Here is a 16031-nt window from a genome sequence, read left to right as displayed (position 1 = left end):
GCGCATGTTCCGAAGCGGAACGTGCGGTGGGGGAGCCGGGGCTCGGCCGTCGGCTCCGGTGGGACTCAGCCCTTGACTCCGGTGAAGCCGAGCCCGGCGACGATGTACTTCTGGCAGACGACGAAGACGAGCACCGGCGGGGCGACGGCGAGCACCATCGCGGCGATCAGCTGGTCCTGCGGCGCCTGCGTGGCGAGCTGGGCGAGAGCGACGCTGATCGGCTGCTTCTCGGGGTCGGTGATGGCCACCAGCGGCCAGATGAAGTCCTTCCAGGAGTGCATCACCGCGAGCAGACTGATCACGGCGAGCACCGGCTTGCTCATGGGCAGCACGATCTTGGTGAGCAGTTGCCAGGTACTCGCCCCGTCGACCCGCGCCGCGTCGAACAGCTCCTTCGGCAGGGCGTCGAAGAACTGCTTGGCGAGCAGCACCGTGAAGGCGTTCGTGCCGGCCGGCAGCCAGATCGCCCAGTAGGTGTCGCCCAGGTTGAGGTGCAGGAACGGCACATCGATCACGGTCATGAACAGGCTGACCATGTTCACCGTGTACGGCACGAACATCGTGGCGAGGATCGCCCCGTAGACGACCTTGCCGAACTTCGGCCTGAGTACCGAAAGGGCGAAGCCCGCCGTGGCCGAGACGAAGAGCTGCACGAACCACGATCCGCCGACCACCAGGAAGGTGTTCATCAGATAGCGGCCGACACTCAGATCGGTGTACGCCGCCGAGAAGTTGCCCAGGGCCGGCCGGTCCGGCCAGAGGGCCAGGGGCTGAGTGGTGAGCTCGGTGGGCGGTGAGACCGCGCCCTTGACCATCCAGTACAGCGGTCCGATGCCGATGAGCAGCAGCAGGATCAGGGTGAACACCTGGATGGAGCGCACCGCGGCGCGCACACCGGGGCGCTGGCGGTCGCTGGTGGAGACGAAGGTGGTGAGCGTGGTCATGACGTGCTCCAGCTGCGGGTGGCCCGCAGATACACCGCGGAGAGCAGGGCGAGGGTGAGCACCATCAGGAAGGAGAGCGCGGCGGCCTGGCCGTACTCGCCGTCCTGGAAGGCGTACCGGAAGATCAGCAGCAGGACCGTGAGGGTGGAGTTCTCGGGTCCGCCGCCGGTGAAGATGTACGGCTCGGTGAAGACCTGCACCGTGTTGATCAGCTGGACGAGCAGCAACAGTCCGATGACGGACCGCAGCTGGGGCAGCATCACATGCCAGATCCGCCGCCAGATCCCGGCGCCGTCCACCTCGGCGGCCTCGTAGAGTTCGCCGGGGATGCCGACCATCGCCGCGAGGTAGATCAGGACGGCACCGCCCATTCCCGCCCAGGTGGCCTCCAGGACCAGCGAGAGCATGGCGCTGTCGGAGGACTCCAGCCACGAGTACGGGCCGAGCCCGACCTTGCCGAGGACGTTGTTGAAGAGCCCGCTCCCGGGATCGTAGAACCACTTCCAGAGCAGGATCGCCACCACCGGCGGGATGACCACCGGCAGATACACCAGGAAGCGGTAGACGCCCGCGCCGCGCCGTACCGTCGACATGATCGCGGCCAGGATCAGCGGCGCCGGGAAGCCGATCAGCAAGCCGAGGCCCACGAAGAACAGCGTGTTCCCGACGGCGGTGCCGAGCAGTGGATCGTCGAACAGCGTACGGAAGTTGTCCAGGCCGACCCAGACCGCGGGCTCGACCAGGTTGGTCTTCTGGAAGCTGATCAGCAGGCTGCGCACGATCGGCCACCAGGCGAAGAGCCCGAAGACCAGCAGCGCGGGAACGAGGAACAGCCAGGCCGTGAGCTGTTTGCGGGCGCCGGTGCCACGCCGCCGCTGCGGCAGGGTCGGCGGCACGGGCTCCTTGGACACAGCGGCCGGGCGCCGGGACGGAGTGAGCAGGGCCATGGGCCGGCTACTTCTGGTCCGCGGCGAGCTTGGCATTGACGTCCTTCTCGGCCGAGGCCAGCAGGGAGTCGATGTCGGCGTCGCGCTTGGTGAGCACAGCCTGGACCACCGGGTCGAGCACGGTGTACAGCTTCTGCGCCTGGTACGGCGGCTCCGGCTTCAGCTTCAGCGTGGAGAGGCCGTCGATGTACGGCTTGAAGTTCTGCAGCTTTACATTGACGTACGGCTTGATCGCGGCGTCGATCTCGGTCTGTCGTTTCTTGTCGAAGACCGGCAGCGTCGGCACGCCCACCGCGGACTTCGGGTCGGCAGAAAGCGCCTTGGCCTGCTCGGCGGCCATGTCGGTGCTGTACTGCGGCTTGGCGTAGGCGAAGGTCAGCCACTCGACGGCGGCTGCCGCGTGCTTCTTGTCGGCGGACTTCGGGACCATGTAGATGTCGCCGCCGGTGAGTGTCGCGTCGCCGCCGGACTGCGGCATCGGGGCCACTCCGAAGGCGTCGGTGTTCTCCATGCCGAACTGCATCTTCGCCAGTCGGTACGTCCCCGGGCTGCCCATGAACATGCCGACCTGCCCGGCCGCGAACTGCTTGATCACGTCGTTCTGATTGTTGAGGAGGGTTTTGCCGAGCGAATCGTCCTTCCAGCGCATGTCCTTGAGCAGCCGCAACCCCTTCTTCGTCGGCTCCCCGGTGAGCGTGGCTGTGTACGTGCCACCCTGCTCCTTCTCCAGCTCGCCACCGAAGGCGTACGACAGCATCGCCAGCTGCCAGCCGCCCTGGTTGTCCTTGGACTCGTGGACGAAGCCCGCGTTGCCGGTGCTGTCGCTGATCCTCTTGGCGGCCGTACGGACTTCCGCCCAGGTGGTCGGCGGTCTGTCGGGGTCGAGGCCGGCCTTCTCGAAGAGCTCGCGGTTGTAGACCAGGCCCTGGGCGTACGGATTCTGCGGTACGCCGTACACGTCGCCGGCGCTGTCGGTGAGCGGCTGGAGGACCTGAGGGTTGAACTCCTTGAAGTGCTCCCACTCCCTGAGCTGCCCGGTGATCGGCTGCACCTGCTTCTGCTGGATGAGCCGCTGCGGCTCGGTCAGCGGCACCTTGATGACGTCCTCGACATTGCCGCCGGACAGCTTCGCGGAGAACGTCAGCGGGTCGAAGACCGTGGTCGACCCCTTGACCTTGATGCCCGGGTGGGCCTTCTCGAAGTCGGCCACCTGCTTCTTGAACAGGGCGACCCCCGGCTTGTCGGTGGCCGGCGGCATGCCCTGCACCCGCAGCAGGAGATCGCCGTCCCCGCCGGCGCTGCTCGGGGTGAGGGAGGAACAGCCCGCGAGGGTCGCGGTCAGCGCCATGCAGCCAAGTATGGCCGCACAGCGGGAGTTTCTGGGCATAACGGCTCCAAGAAGGGCAGGAGTGGGCTCGGTGCGGTGTAGCGCGGTGCTTTGTTCGTTGCGGTGGTGTGCGCCGTGGATCAGTGGGCGGGTGCGGGGCCCGTCGAGGCGCGGGGGATCAGGCGGGAGCCGATCTCCACGAAGGGGGAAGTGACGTCAAGTCCATGTTCAGTACGTCCTGTTGTTCCTGCGATGGTCTCGATCAGGAGGTCCCCCGCCCGCGTGGCGATCTCTTCGGGGTCGATCCTGATCGTGGTGAGGCTGGGGGTGGAGACGGAGGCGAGCAGCGTGTCGTCGATGCCGATGACGCTGACGTCGCGCGGCACGCTTACGCCGAGGTTGGCCATCTGGTGCAGCACGCCGAGGGCGACCAGGTCGTTGTGGGCGATCACGGCGGTCGCATCGTGGGCGGCGACGAGGGTGGCGGCGTGCACGCCCGTCTCGAACCGTGGCTCGTACGGGCCGAGCTCGGACAGGGAGAGGTCGAGCGCTTCGAAGGACTCCTGGATGGACTTCCCGCGGCTCAGCTCGGCGCGGGACGCGTTGATGAAGACGCAGCGCCGATGACCGTACGCCTTCAACTGCTCGGCGGCCTGCGCGATGCCGGCGGACAGTGAGATCCGGACCTCGGGAATGCCCGGCACGTGACGGTTCACCACCACCAGTGGCATCCGGCCCGCGAGTTCATGGAGCCGGTCCTCGGTGAGGGTGGAGGCCCACAGGATCAGGCCGTCGACCCGCTTCGATACGGCCGCGATGGCGGCCAGCTCGTCCGCCTCGCGCTCGTCGCTGTCGGCGACCAGGACCGTGTAGCCCAGGTGCCGGGCGCGGGCCTGCATCGCCTTGATGATCGGCGGGAAGAACGGGTTGGCGATGTCCGGGACGATCAGGCCGAGCGTTCCGGTGCCGCCGCCGCGCAGTGAACGGGCCGCCGGGTTGGGGGAGTAGCCGAGCTTGGCCGCGGCGTCGAGGATGCGCTGCCGCGTCGTCGGCTGCACCTGGTCGGGTGCGGTGAACGCACGGGACACCGTCGACACCGAGACGCCCGCGGCGCTCGCCACCTCCCGGATCGTGACTGCCACGGACGGCCTCCTCGTCGTCTTGAGCCGGGGGACCCCGGTCGTCTCGCATCTGGACTCTGCGAATGCGGTTGATGTTTGCGAACGTTCCCATGACGTGTCAAGACGTGTGTCAGGAGTATTTCATCGAGGAAAACCTTCTGGATGCGCGGGTCTTGCGCTTCGAGTCGACTGCTGCCGATGATGTGTTCTCAAGAACGGCACTGAAGTTGCGGGAACGTTTTCATAGAGGAGTGGAATGAAGATCACCGGCCTGGAAGTGCTGACTCTCCCCGACCACGGCGACAGCATGATGCTGGTCGTGGTCGACACCGACGAGGGCATCCACGGCCTGGGCGAGGTCGGCATCAGGTCGCGCCAACGGGCGGTCGCGGGGGGTCTCGAGCACCTCGCGGAGCTGATCGTCGGCGAGGACCCGCGACGGATCGAGCACCTCTGGCAAGTGATGTTCCGGCGCGGGTTCTTCCCCGCCGACCGCATACTCGGCGCTGCCATCGCAGCGGTGGACGTGGCCCTTTGGGACATCCGCGGCAAGGCGCTCGGCGTACCGGTGCATGAGCTCCTCGGCGGCCGGGTGCGTGATCACGTATTCGCCTATGTGCATGTCGGCGACGGCTACCACGACCGCGCGTGGTTCCTGGATCGCTGTCGCGACCTGGTCGCCGAGGGCTGGCGCCATCTGCGGTTCGCCTCGCCGCACGACGCCGACGGCACGCTTGACGCCCGCCGCTGCCTGCGCGACTCGGTCGACCTTTTCCACCAGGTGCGGGACGCGGTCGGCGACGAGGTGGAGCTGATCCTCGACGTCCATACGCGCCTGGATCCGCCGGAGGCGCTGACCCTGTGCCGGGAGATCGAGGCGGCGCGCCCGTACTTCGTCGAGGACCCACTGCGCTGTGAGAACCCGGACAGCTACCGCATGCTGCGGGCCCGCACCGGCGTACCACTGGCCGCAGGTGAGCAGTACGGCTCCAAATGGGAGTTCAGGACACTCATCGAGGACGACCTCATCGATTACGCGCGCGTGGATGTCGGGGTGGCCGCGGGCCTGACCGAGGCGAAGAAGATCGCGGCGATGGCGGAGACCCACCACATCAAGCTCGCCACCCACAACCCGCTCGGCCCGGTCACCGCCGCTTCCTCGCTCCAACTCAACCTGGCCTGCCCCAATGTGGCGATCCAGGAGCACCAGACCGACCTCGATCCGGCCGTCGCCGCCCTCTTCACCGCGCGGCCGACGATCCTGCCGGGGCGGGTGGAGCTGAGTGAACTGCCGGGCATCGGCGTCGATATCGACCGGGAGGGGGCGCGGCGGTACCAGGCCACGGCGGCCGAGCGCCCGCACTTGCGCACGGCGGACGGGGCGTTCACCAACTGGTAGCCGAGCAGGGCCGGTCGGCCGCGCGGGCCCGTCCCCCGCGGAATCGACGGCGTACAACCCCTGTGTCCCATCCGGTACCGAACGGGACGCCGGACAGGGAGCGGGCCTCTTCCGGCTACTGGCCTGGAAGCCGCACACCAGGACAACGGGACATTCGCATCACCGTCCCGGCGGGCCCACGGCCCGCGTCCGCACACTGAGCACGAATTTCCGATTCCAGGAAGTGGGGCGAGTTTCGTCGTGTCGTTCAGAAGAGCCGCGAGGCCGGTCGAACTGGGCCTTGTCGGCATAGCGTTCATGGGCGTGCTGGTCGGCGTGTCGGCGACGCCGGCCGGCAGTCAGGAACGCGAGAAGCTGCAGGTGACGGCCGTGTCGTCGCGGCCCGGAACGGTGTCGGGAGACGACGCCCTGATACGTGTCGAGGTGCCCGCCTCCATAGCGGCCGACAACGTCCGGGTCGAGGTGGAGGGCCGGGACGTGACCTCGAGTTTCCGGCCCGCCGGCAACAACGCGCTGATGGGCGTGGTGAAGGAGCTGTCCAAGGGCGACAACAGGCTCACGGCCAGGGCCCAGGGCGCGGACTCCGGACAACTGACCCTGAAGAACCACCCCATCACGGGGCCGGTGTTCGCCGGGCCGCACGAGCAGCCGTTCGTCTGTGACACCGCCGAGTTCAAGACGGTCACCGGCGACACCCTCGGGCAGCCGATCGACAAGGACTGCTCGGTCAAGACCCGCGTCGATTACATGTATCGCACCACGGCCGGCAAGTTCGTTCCGTTGCCCGACGAGAACGTCCGTCCCGCCGACCTGGCGACCGCCACGACGAGCGCGGGCAAGAAGGTGCCGTACATCGTCCGCGTGGAGACCGGCACCATCAACCGCGGCATCTACGAGACGGCCGTGCTGCACGACCCGAACGCCGGTACCCCCGACCCGCTGCAGCGTGGGCCGGGCTGGAACGGGCGCCTCGTGTACGGCTTCGGCGGGGGCTGTAACGGCGGCTGGTACGTCCAGGGCCGCAACACCGTCGGCATCATGAACGACACGTATCTGAGCAAGGGCTACGGCGTCGCATCCTCCACGCTGAACGTCTTCGGCAACAACTGCAACGACCTGCTGGCCGCCGAGACCATGAGCATGGTCAAGGAACGCTTCGTGGAGACGTACGGCGACCCGGCCTTCACCATCGGAAACGGCTGCTCCGGCGGCTCATACCAGACCCACCAGATCGCCGACAACTACCCGGGTCTGCTGGACGGCATCCTCTCCGGCTGCAGCTTCCCCGACGTCGGCTTCGGGACGATTCAGACGCTCAGCGACGCCCAGCTCCTGAACCACTACTTCAAGGAGGTCGCGCCGGACACGTTCACCCAGGAACAGCAGAGGGCGGTCTCCGGGTTCGGCAAGTGGGAGAGCATCGGCAGCCTGGCGAGGGCCGCCGGCCGTATCGACCCCACGGTGTTCTGTCCGGCCCAGCTGCCCGAGGGACAGCGCTACGACCCCGACACCAACCCGGACGGTGCCCGCTGTGACGTCTACAGCCACACCGTGAACGTCTACGGCGAGGTACCGGAGACCGGGAAGGCGCGCAGGCCGCTCGACAACACCGGTATCCAGTACGGACTCGAGGCCCTGAACAAGGGGACCATCGACATGGACCAGTTCATCGACCTGAACCGGCGCATCGGCGGCCTTGACGACGATGCCAAGCCCGCTGCGGAGCGGACCGTCGCCGATCTCAAGGCGGTACGGCTCGCCTACCGCACGGGCCGCATGCTGAACGGCGGTGGCGGCCTCGCCGACGTTCCGATCATCGACTACCGCGACTACACGGACGACGCGGCGGCCGGCGACATGCACATGCGCTTCCACTCCTTCTCCACCCGGGCGCGCTTGGACAAGGCCAACGGCACCCACGCCAACCAGGTCATGCTCACCCGCTCCAACGGGCACGGATTCACTCTCGCCGGGATGCTGTCCGACATGGACCAGTGGCTCACCGGCATCAAGGGAGACTCCAGCAACGAGGCCCCCATCGAGAAGATCGTCCGCCACCAGCCGCAGGGTCTCACGGACGCCTGCTGGACCCGTGGCATCGGTGCGAAGAAGATCGCGGAGCCCCAGGTCGAGGGCATCGACAACACCGAGTGCAACACTCTCTACCCGGTGTGGACATCGCCGCGGATGGTCGCCGGAGCCGATGTGGCCAACGACATCGTCAAGTGCCGCAAGCGTCCCGTGATCAGCTCCGACTACCGCGTGCCGGTGACCGATGGCCAGTTCCAGGATCTGAAGGCGATCTTCCGGGACGGTGTCTGCGACTGGTCCAAGCCCGGGGCGGGTCAGCAGGGCCTCGCCGGTACATGGCTCTCCTTCGACCGGAAGTGACAGGATCGCGGCAGGTGACCAACCTGGGGGCAGGTGCGACCTCTCGCCTTGATATCAGTAGTGGTGGTGAATTCCCGTCTTCGCCCAGGTCGGCACCTGTTCCGGGCCGCTGAAGCGTAGTCACACCCAGCTGGTTCCCTCCCTGTTGTCAGTGAGGATGAGAGCACCGGGAGTACGGGGCGGCCTGGCGGCTTTCCCAGCCCCGGCGGGCCGTGTCCAGCGCCCGCCGGGGACCCGTTGCGGCGGATGGTGGGAACGGCTCGGCGAGGGAGCTGGGCTCCGATCTCGCCTGGTGACCGGCGAGTCATGGACACTCCCAGAGGAAGACTGAAGGTCTTCTGACGTTGGGCCGTTGTCATGCGCAAGATCAAGATTGTGCCGCGCCTCTGCGTGGCCATCTTCGACCGCCTCACCTTCGGCGGCAACATCATCGAGACCGGCACCTGCTCCTACCGACTTGCCACCACCCGCGCCCGCGCGGACCAACAACTGGCCACGGCCATCGCTCACTGGCCCAGGGTCCGGCACCCGGCATGATGCAGGCATGATCACTGTTCATCTGAAGTACGAGATCGACGCCGACAAGCTCGAGGATTTCGAAGAGTACGGTCGCCGCTGGGTCCGGCTCGTCAACCGTTTCGGCGGGACGCACCACGGCTACTTCCTGCCGAGTGAGGGCGACAGCGACATCGCCTACGCCCTCTTCTCCTTTCCCAGCCTGGCCGCTTACGAGCAGTACCGCACGGACAGCATGTCCGACGCGGAGTGCCAGGAAGCATTCCAACTGGCTCGTGACACCCGCTGCATCAAGCGGTACGAGCGCCGCTTCCTCCGGCCGCTCGACGGCCTGTCCTAGGCCGGCGGGAGCGACGTGGTGCGACCCTGCTGCGCGGCTGTGCGCAGCGCTGCGATGACGGCCGTGGTCGTCGGGTTCGCGGTCTGGGTGTGACGCGTCGCGGCGAACAGCAGGCGCATGATCGGGCGATCCGTGATGGGCGCCGCGCGGATTCCGGGTGTGGCCGGGGCGATGGCCGTCCGGGCACCGTCCCGGGCTCGTGCGGGTCCTGTCCCAGCCTGCCTATGCCGTGGACACGGTATGGGCCTGCCACGGCTCGCACTGATCAGTAAGAGGTCTCGGTGGGGGTCTTGCATACCTCTCCTTGAGGCTCGGGACCTGCCCAACGAGCCAGAGAAGGTGCGGTTAGCACACCACCCGCGCCGTCCCGACGGATAGCCCGCGCCGCCCCGCTTGCAGACGATCCCCTCGACGCCCTGCTCACGCAGGGCGTCGTACCAGAGCACGGAGACGTCACGGTCGTCGGTTGCCGGGACGGCCTGGATCGGCGGCCCGACATCGGCGAGGAGCTCCAGCAGGAGGACGCGGCGCCCGGTGTAGCGGCGGCTTCGGGAGTCACCGATCGTCGGGTCCGGGTACTGCAGAACGTCCCAGCAGATGTAGGAGGCCGGATACCGGGGCGCGGGCCCGGGTCACGCGCGACTTCCTCCACGGAGCCGCCCTGCAAGCCCCTGGTCAGGCCTCGCCGGGACTCCGCCAGCGCAAGCTCGAAGGATCGGTGCTCTGCAGTTCCAGGCCCATGCACTCGGCGAGGCCTGTGGCCAGTGCCGACAGCGTCGGATGCTGCCAGACAAAGTTGTTGGCGAGCTCGACCCCGAGGTCGGATTCCAGACGGACCCGTAATTCCATGGACAACAGCGAATCGAAACCCAGCGCCTTCAGAGGGGTCTGCGCGTCAAGAGTGGTGCTGCCCAGCCGGAGAACTCCGCGAATGTGCTCGGCCATGTAGTTCTCGAGGGCCTCGCGCCGGGCGATACCTGGCGCGAGGCCCTCGAGATGGCCCCGGATGTCGCGGGAATCCTCGGGTGCGTCTACCGAGTATTCGTTGTCCGGGGCGAGGAGGCTGAAGAACGAGGACTGCCGTCCGGTGAGGGGAATCCAGGTGCCCGGCTCCCCGGGAATCACCCCGGTCTGGACGCGTCCGTGTGCCAGAAGCGAGTGGAGCGCCAGCAATCCCTTGTCGGTCGGGATTGTCTCGTAGCCCCGGCTGCTGAAGTCGGTTGCGACACCGGTCTCGCCCCATGGCCCCCAGTTGACGGCGAGCGTGGGCATGCCGGCGCGGCTCCGCCATGCGGCGAAGGCGTCGAGCCAGGAGTTGGCGGCTGCGTACACGCCCTGTCCAGGGTTGCCCAGCAGGGAGGCCATGGAGGAGAAGACGACAAACCAGTCCAGTGTGTGTGCTGCGGTGGCGTTGTGCAGTTTCCACGCGCCGGTGACCTTGGGGTTCCATACGCGCTTCAGCTGGGAGTCTCGGATGTTGGCGATCACGGCGTCCTCGAGGACCATGGCACAGTGGATGACACCGCGCAGGGGTGTCCGGTCTTCGGTGGCGGTGGCCACCAGGCGTTCTGCGGTACCAGGTTTGGCGATGTCGCTCAGTACGACAGTGATCCGGGTGCCGCCGGCGGACAGCTCCGTGATCGCGCGCGCGGCGGCAAGGGAGGGAGGTGTGCGGCCGTTGAGGACGATGTGACTCGCGCCCTGCTCGGCCAGCCAGTGCGCGATTGCCAGGCCGAGGCCGCGCAGGCCGCCGGTCACGATGTAGGCGCCATCTGTGTGCACGACAGGCGGTCCCTCGGGAAGGACCGCAGTGGTCTTCCCTCGGTTCGGGATGGTCAGGACCAGCTTGCCGATGTGGCGGGCGCTGGCCATCAGCCGGAAGGCTTCGGTGGCTTCGGCGAGCGGATACGGGGAGCAGAGCAGCGGCTTGAGACGGCCTTCGGCGAACTCGGTGACGACCTCACGCAGCACGGTCGCGAACATGTCGGGGCGGGTCCGCTGGAGTTCGATGAGATCAACGGTGCTCAAGGTGATGTTGTGCCGGAACGGAGCCAGCCCGACAGGGGCGTCGGCCAGGATGTCGCGCACTCCCAGTTCGACGAAGCGGCCGAAGGGCCGAAGCGTCTCCAGCCCTGCGCGGACGGCCGCACCGGAGAGCGAGTTGAGGACGACATCGACGCCCTGGCCGTGGGTGGCGTTGCGGGTCTGCTCGGCGAAGTCCAGGGACCGGGAATCCATCACCCGCCTGATCCCGCTGCCGCGTAGGTATCGTCGCTTCTCTTCGTTGCCGGCTGTGGCCAGCACCTCGGCGCCGAGCAGCTTGGCGACGGCGACCGCCGCCAGGCCGGTGCCTCCGCTGGCCGAATGGATCAGGACGCGTTCTCCCGCGCGCAGCCGGGCGACGTGGCGCAACGCGTACCAGGCAGTGAGGAAGGCCGTGGGCACTCCTGCCGCGGCGACAGGATCGAGCATGGCCGGAATCGGGGCGACCACGGTCGCGGGCACAGTGACGAACGAGGAGAAGGCGCCGCCTTCGAGGTGAACGGCGAGCACCGGGTCGCCGACGCGTAGGTGCTCGACGCCAGGCCCGACTTCGGTCACCACGCCTGCGCACTCGAAGCCGATCCGGTACCGGATGTCCTGCTCGCCGGGCAGGAGGCCCATAGCCGTGAGTACGTCGCGGAAGTTGAGGCCCGCTGCCTGGACGCGTAGCTCCACTTCGCCCGGTCCTGGAGTCCGCCGCCCGGTCGCGGCGAGTTCCAGACTGCCGAGATCCCCGAGCCGCCCCGCCCGGAGGCGGAATCCGTCCACCCCGTAGCGCACGGTGCGGGTGGCGGCCGTGACCTGTTCGGAGGCGGCAAGGGGGGCGTGATCGAGACGGGCGATGTACCGGGTGGTGCCTCGTAGGGCGATTTCGTCTTCGTGGCCATCGGCGAGCAGTTCCTCGGCCAGACTCCGCAGGCCTGGGTCACCGTGGTCCGTGTCCACCAGGGTGGCGCGCATGTGCGGGTGTTCGAACGCCAGGACGCGGATCACGCCGCGCAGGGCACTTTGCTCAAGATCCACGGTCTCGTCGGCCGCTACCGCGCGGGCGGCCCGGGTGACGGCGTACAGGCGAGGAGGGGTGGAACTGCGGGCGGCTGCCTGGGCAGTGGCGAGGATTCGTCGGGCACGCCGCTGAGCGCCCACGGTGGGATCGTCCGTGGTGGTGGGCGATGTTCCGCACAGCATCACGACGGCGCGCGCCGGGGACGCGATGGCCTCCAGGTGTGTGCTGACGGATTCAGCGAACGGTCCGAGCCGCTCATCTCGCAGCGGGGTTTCCCACGCCTCGGCCTGGGCTCCGGCCTCGCGCAGGATGGTGGCCAGTGCCTCGGCGTCTCCTTGGCCCTCCCCGATGACGAGCCAATTTCCGGGCGCTGACTGCGAGGTGGCCTGCGGACGCGGGACCGGATGCCAGCCGGTCTCCAGGAACCACTGGTCGACCTGATCGGCCTTCCGTGTGCTTCGGCGTGCAAACTTCACTCCGTCGATGGCCATAACCGGCTTGCCTGTTTCGCTCAGCAGACGGGCATGCCCCATGGCGCTGTCGGCTGTGGTCTCAACGATCCGGGCGTGGCAGTACACAGCGGTCGCGGGATCCCCCAGAATCCGTACTGTCCCCATCCGGACGGGAAGGATCAGCCCCTGGCCGACGTCCTCGACGGGCCCTGCGACCAGGAGTTGCAGGCAGAGGTCGACGAGAACAGGGTGAACCCGCAAGGAGAGATCTCCGGTCCGCGCGGGCTCCGGGACAACGACGCGGGCCCAGAAACTGTCTCGGCTGCTGGAGGCGTGCAGATCCGTGATGCCGGTGAACGCAGGACCGTGTTCCAGTCCGCGGGAGCGGAGTCTTGTGTAGAGAGCTGCGGGATCGGCGGTGACCGAGTGCCTCCGTGCCAAGGTGGCGACGGACGCGGTGTGGGCGCGCGTGGGGCGGGAGAGACGGCGCAGCATGGCTGAGGCGTACATCACCCACTGGCCGTCATCACCGCGTCCGAAGATTTCGCATGTGGCGTGGTCCGGGGCGGTCATGGTGACGGTCGTGCTGAGGTCGGTGTGCTCGGTCAGACGTAGCAGCTCCCGGAATGAGACGTCGGTGATCTCCACGTCGGCGGGGGTGGCGTCGAACACCTCGCAGGCGGTGGTCAGTGCGATGGCGTAGTGGGCGGCGCCGGGCAGTACCGGGGTTCCGTGCACTCGGTGGTCGGTCAGCCAGGGCAGCCCCGTGGTTCCGGCGTCCCCCTGCCAGCAGTGGCGAGCCTGTTCGCCGGGTACCTCGGTGTGGATGCCCGGCAGGGCGACGGTCGAGCGCGCGACGTGCCGCTCGGCGGGGGTGGCCAGCCGGGCGGCATCCACCCAGTGGTACTTGCGGTCGAAGGTAATGGTGGGGACGTCAGCGAGGTCGCCCCGCGCGTACAGCGGCGACCAGTCGACGTTCACACCCGCGCAGTGCAAGGCCGCGAGCTGGGTGCGGAACGTGGTGGGTTCGTCCTCTCCGCGGCGTAGCGTGGGCAGCACGACCGGTTCGCCGGTCAGGTCTTGCAGGCTCTCCGCGACGGCGTGTGTGACCACTGGGTGCGGGGAGATCTCGAGATACACCAGGTTGCGATCCGCGGCGGCCGTGGCCACCGCCGGGCAGAAGCGCACCGGGTTGCGCAGGTTCGCGCACCAGTAGGCGGCGTCGAAGGCCGGCACCTCGTGCGGGTCCTTCAGCACGGTGGAGTAGAAAGGGATCCTGGGGCGCTGAGGAGTCAGGTCGCCGAGGCTGGTGAGAAGTTCTGCGAGCAGTGGGTCCACTTGCGGGCTGTGGGAGGCGACGTCTACCGCGACGGTCAGTGCCGGGATACCACGGTCCTGCCAGCCGGCGACGAGCCTTGCGACCTGGGTAGGGTCGCCAGCCACGACGGTGGAGTTGGGCGCGGCAAGGACCGCCACAGAGACTGACTCGGCATTGTTCGCGGCGAGTTCGGCCTCCACCGCGGCCCGGTCCAGTCCTACGGTTGCCATGGCACCGGCCCCAGCGATCCGGGTGAGCAGCGCGGAGCGCCGGCAGATCACCCTGGCGCCGTCCTTCAGCGACAGGGCCCCGGCCACGACAGCGGCTGCGACTTCTCCCATGGAGTGGCCGATGACACCGGCTGGCTCGACTCCATGGGCGCGCCAGGCGGCGGCCAGCGCGATCTGCAGGGCGAACAGCACGGGCTGCACCTTGGAACATTCCGTCACCGGTTCACCGGCGCGTACCACGTCCAGTACGGAGAACGCGGCCTCGGCGAAGATGTGAGCGTCGGCTTCGGTCAGGGCCGCTGCGAAAGCCGGTTCCTGCTGCAGCAGTCCCCGTCCCATGCCCGGCCACTGCGAGCCCTGCCCGGAGAATACCCATACGGGCTGCCGGGAGGCGGTGATGCTGGTCGGCCCCGTCACCACGGCCGGGTGGGCCCGGCCCGCTGCGAATGACCTCAGTGCGCCGACCGCGTCGCGCGTCGAACGGGCCACGACTCCGAGACGTCCCCGCCCTGCGCTGCGTCGCAGGGCCAGGGTGTGCGCGACATCGCGCAGCGGTACCATCGCGCCGTCGCTCTCCAGCCAGTCGGCCAGACGCAGTGCCGCGGCCGGTAGCACGGCGGGGGAGCCGGCCGGAACCAGTACCACTTCGGATGCGGCGGCAGGAGGGGTCTGCCGTCGGCGTGACAGGGCCGTTCGGCTGTCCTGTGGCGGTTGTTCCAGGATGACGTGGGCATTGGTGCCGGAGAATCCGAAGGAGGAGACCGCGGCCAGCCTCGTCGGCGCCTGCACGGGCCACGGAGTCAGCTCAGTGGGTACGAAGAAGCGTGTCTTGTCCGCGGCGATGGCCGGATTCCAGCGGGTGAAGTTCACGTTGGGGGGGATGAGCCCGTGTTGGAGGCACAGGACGGTTTTGATCAGTCCGGTGACTCCGGCGGCGGGCTCCAGGTGGCCGAGGTTGGTCTTGACGGAACCCAGAGCGCACCGGCCGTGGCCGGTGCCGTACACCTGCGCCAGGCTGGCGAATTCGATCGGGTCACCGAGCGGGGTTCCCGTTCCGTGAGCCTCGATCATCCCCACGTCCTGCGGGTCGATCCCGGAGTTTGTGACTGCCTGCTGGAACAGGGCCTGCTGGGCGGTGGGAGAGGGGGCGGCCAGGCCGTCGGACCTGCCGTCCTGGTTCACGGCGGACCCGCGGACGACGGCGAGGACGCGGTCGCCGTCCCGTTCGGCATCGGCCAGACGTTTGAGTACGACCGCGCCGCAGCCTTCACCTCGGACGAAGCCGTCCGCGGCTGCGTCGAAGGTGTGGCAGCGCCCTGTGGGCGACAGCATCCCCATCCGGGCGAAGGACAGGGTTGTCCTGGGGCGGAGCATGAGTGTGACGCCGGCGGCGAGAGCGAGATCGCATTCGTTCTGAAGCAGCGCCCGGCAGGCCAGGTGGAACGCGACGAGCGAGGACGAGCAGGCCGTGTCGAGGGCGATGCAGGGGCCGTGCAGGCCCAAGAGGTAGGAGATACGGCCTGCGGCGACGCAGTGCCCGTTCGTCAGAATGGAGCCCTCGAGTTCTTGGGGCTGCCCGGCGAGCTGATCCATGTAGTCGTTGTAGCTGAGACCGGTGAAGACGCCTGTCGGCGAGCCGGTCAATCGATCCGGTGGCAATCCGGCGTGCTCCAACGCCTCCCAGACCACCTCCAGCAGCAGCCGGTGTTGGGGATCGAGTACGTCCGCCTCGCGGCCGGAGACACCGAAGAAGTCCGCGTCGAAAACGGACACGTCACTCAGGTAGCCGCCCTGCTGAGGAGGTGTGGGCACGCCGGGGGTTCGCCCGGCGCCGTGTTGTGCCCAGAGCGTCTCGCGTCCCGGCGGCGGATTCCCGACCGCCTCTTGCCCCTCGGCGAGCAGCTGCCACAGGGCTGCGGGGGAGTCGATATCGCCAGGAAGCCTGCAGCCCATGCCAATCACAGCGACGGGGTCCATTGCCTTGTTCGAGGGATGCC

Annotated in this window: 10 protein-coding genes; 4 read left to right on the top strand and 6 right to left on the bottom strand. The window is 68.1% G+C overall.

The genetic code is table 11. The annotated features are described in order from the left end of the window. Positions 1–65 precede the first annotated feature (65 nt). From OG520_RS01105 to OG520_RS01090, 4 genes are all read right to left on the bottom strand, one after another. Positions 66–944 carry a carbohydrate ABC transporter permease gene (locus OG520_RS01105; protein ID WP_406011815.1) on the bottom strand — a complete coding sequence of 293 codons (879 nt, stop codon included), beginning with the start codon at positions 942–944 and terminating at the stop codon, positions 66–68. Further along, positions 941–1891, bottom strand: coding sequence for a carbohydrate ABC transporter permease (locus OG520_RS01100; RefSeq protein ID WP_399330632.1), 951 nt, complete (start codon positions 1889–1891; stop codon positions 941–943). The genes OG520_RS01105 and OG520_RS01100 overlap by 4 nt, the downstream gene beginning before the upstream one ends. 7 nt (positions 1892–1898) lie before the next feature. After that, entirely contained in the window at positions 1899–3239 is a 1341-nt protein-coding gene (locus OG520_RS01095) for an ABC transporter substrate-binding protein (protein WP_406011814.1), read from the bottom strand. Positions 3240–3358: 119 nt separating this feature from the next. After that, positions 3359–4360 carry a LacI family DNA-binding transcriptional regulator gene (locus OG520_RS01090; RefSeq protein ID WP_406011813.1) on the bottom strand — a complete coding sequence of 334 codons (1002 nt, stop codon included), beginning with the start codon at positions 4358–4360 and terminating at the stop codon, positions 3359–3361. Between the two features lie 235 nt (positions 4361–4595). Here OG520_RS01090 and OG520_RS01085 point away from each other — a divergent pair, with 235 nt between their 5' ends. From OG520_RS01085 to OG520_RS01070, 4 genes are all read left to right on the top strand, one after another. Next, entirely contained in the window at positions 4596–5738 is a 1143-nt protein-coding gene (locus OG520_RS01085) for a mandelate racemase/muconate lactonizing enzyme family protein (RefSeq protein ID WP_406011812.1), read from the top strand. Positions 5739–5978: 240 nt separating this feature from the next. Beyond that, positions 5979–8129 carry a DUF6351 family protein gene (locus OG520_RS01080; RefSeq protein WP_406011811.1) on the top strand — a complete coding sequence of 717 codons (2151 nt, stop codon included), beginning with the start codon at positions 5979–5981 and terminating at the stop codon, positions 8127–8129. 357 nt (positions 8130–8486) lie between these two features. Further along, the gene (locus OG520_RS01075) at positions 8487–8666 is read left to right on the top strand and encodes a hypothetical protein (protein ID WP_406016677.1); all 180 of its coding nucleotides are present in this window, start codon (positions 8487–8489) and stop codon (positions 8664–8666) included. Positions 8667–8673: 7 nt separating this feature from the next. Further along, positions 8674–8985, top strand: a complete 312-nt coding sequence (locus tag OG520_RS01070) for an NIPSNAP family protein (RefSeq protein ID WP_353793704.1) — start codon at positions 8674–8676, stop codon at positions 8983–8985. On the opposite strand, the gene OG520_RS01065 is transcribed toward OG520_RS01070, so the two are convergent. Both OG520_RS01065 and OG520_RS01060 read right to left on the bottom strand, forming a co-directional pair. Then, the gene (locus tag OG520_RS01065; RefSeq protein ID WP_406011810.1) at positions 8982–9104 is read right to left on the bottom strand and encodes a hypothetical protein; all 123 of its coding nucleotides are present in this window, start codon (positions 9102–9104) and stop codon (positions 8982–8984) included. The two genes, OG520_RS01070 and OG520_RS01065, sit on opposite strands and share 4 nt — an antisense overlap. A gap of 556 nt (positions 9105–9660) precedes the next feature. Then, on the bottom strand, positions 9661–16011 hold the full coding sequence (locus OG520_RS01060; protein WP_406011809.1) for an SDR family NAD(P)-dependent oxidoreductase: 6351 nt from the start codon (positions 16009–16011) through the stop codon (positions 9661–9663). Positions 16012–16031 lie beyond the last annotated feature (20 nt).

Source organism: Streptomyces sp. NBC_00984 (assembly GCF_045162475.1).
Lineage (GTDB): Bacteria > Actinomycetota > Actinomycetes > Streptomycetales > Streptomycetaceae > Streptomyces.
Note: the sequence above shows the minus strand (reverse complement) of the source record. Positions and strands in the feature narration are given on the sequence as shown.

Coding starts and splice junctions, on each gene's coding strand:
- OG520_RS01105 (WP_406011815.1), bottom strand. CDS start 944: ATGACCACGCTCACCACCTTCGTCTCCACCAGCGACCGCCAGCGCCCC.
- OG520_RS01100 (WP_399330632.1), bottom strand. CDS start 1,891: ATGGCCCTGCTCACTCCGTCCCGGCGCCCGGCCGCTGTGTCCAAGGAG.
- OG520_RS01095 (WP_406011814.1), bottom strand. CDS start 3,239: ATGGCGCTGACCGCGACCCTCGCGGGCTGTTCCTCCCTCACCCCGAGC.
- OG520_RS01085 (WP_406011812.1), top strand. CDS start 4,596: ATGAAGATCACCGGCCTGGAAGTGCTGACTCTCCCCGACCACGGCGAC.
- OG520_RS01075 (WP_406016677.1), top strand. CDS start 8,487: ATGCGCAAGATCAAGATTGTGCCGCGCCTCTGCGTGGCCATCTTCGAC.
- OG520_RS01070 (WP_353793704.1), top strand. CDS start 8,674: ATGATCACTGTTCATCTGAAGTACGAGATCGACGCCGACAAGCTCGAG.
- OG520_RS01065 (WP_406011810.1), bottom strand. CDS start 9,104: ATGCGCCTGCTGTTCGCCGCGACGCGTCACACCCAGACCGCGAACCCG.
- OG520_RS01060 (WP_406011809.1), bottom strand. CDS start 16,011: ATGGACCCCGTCGCTGTGATTGGCATGGGCTGCAGGCTTCCTGGCGAT.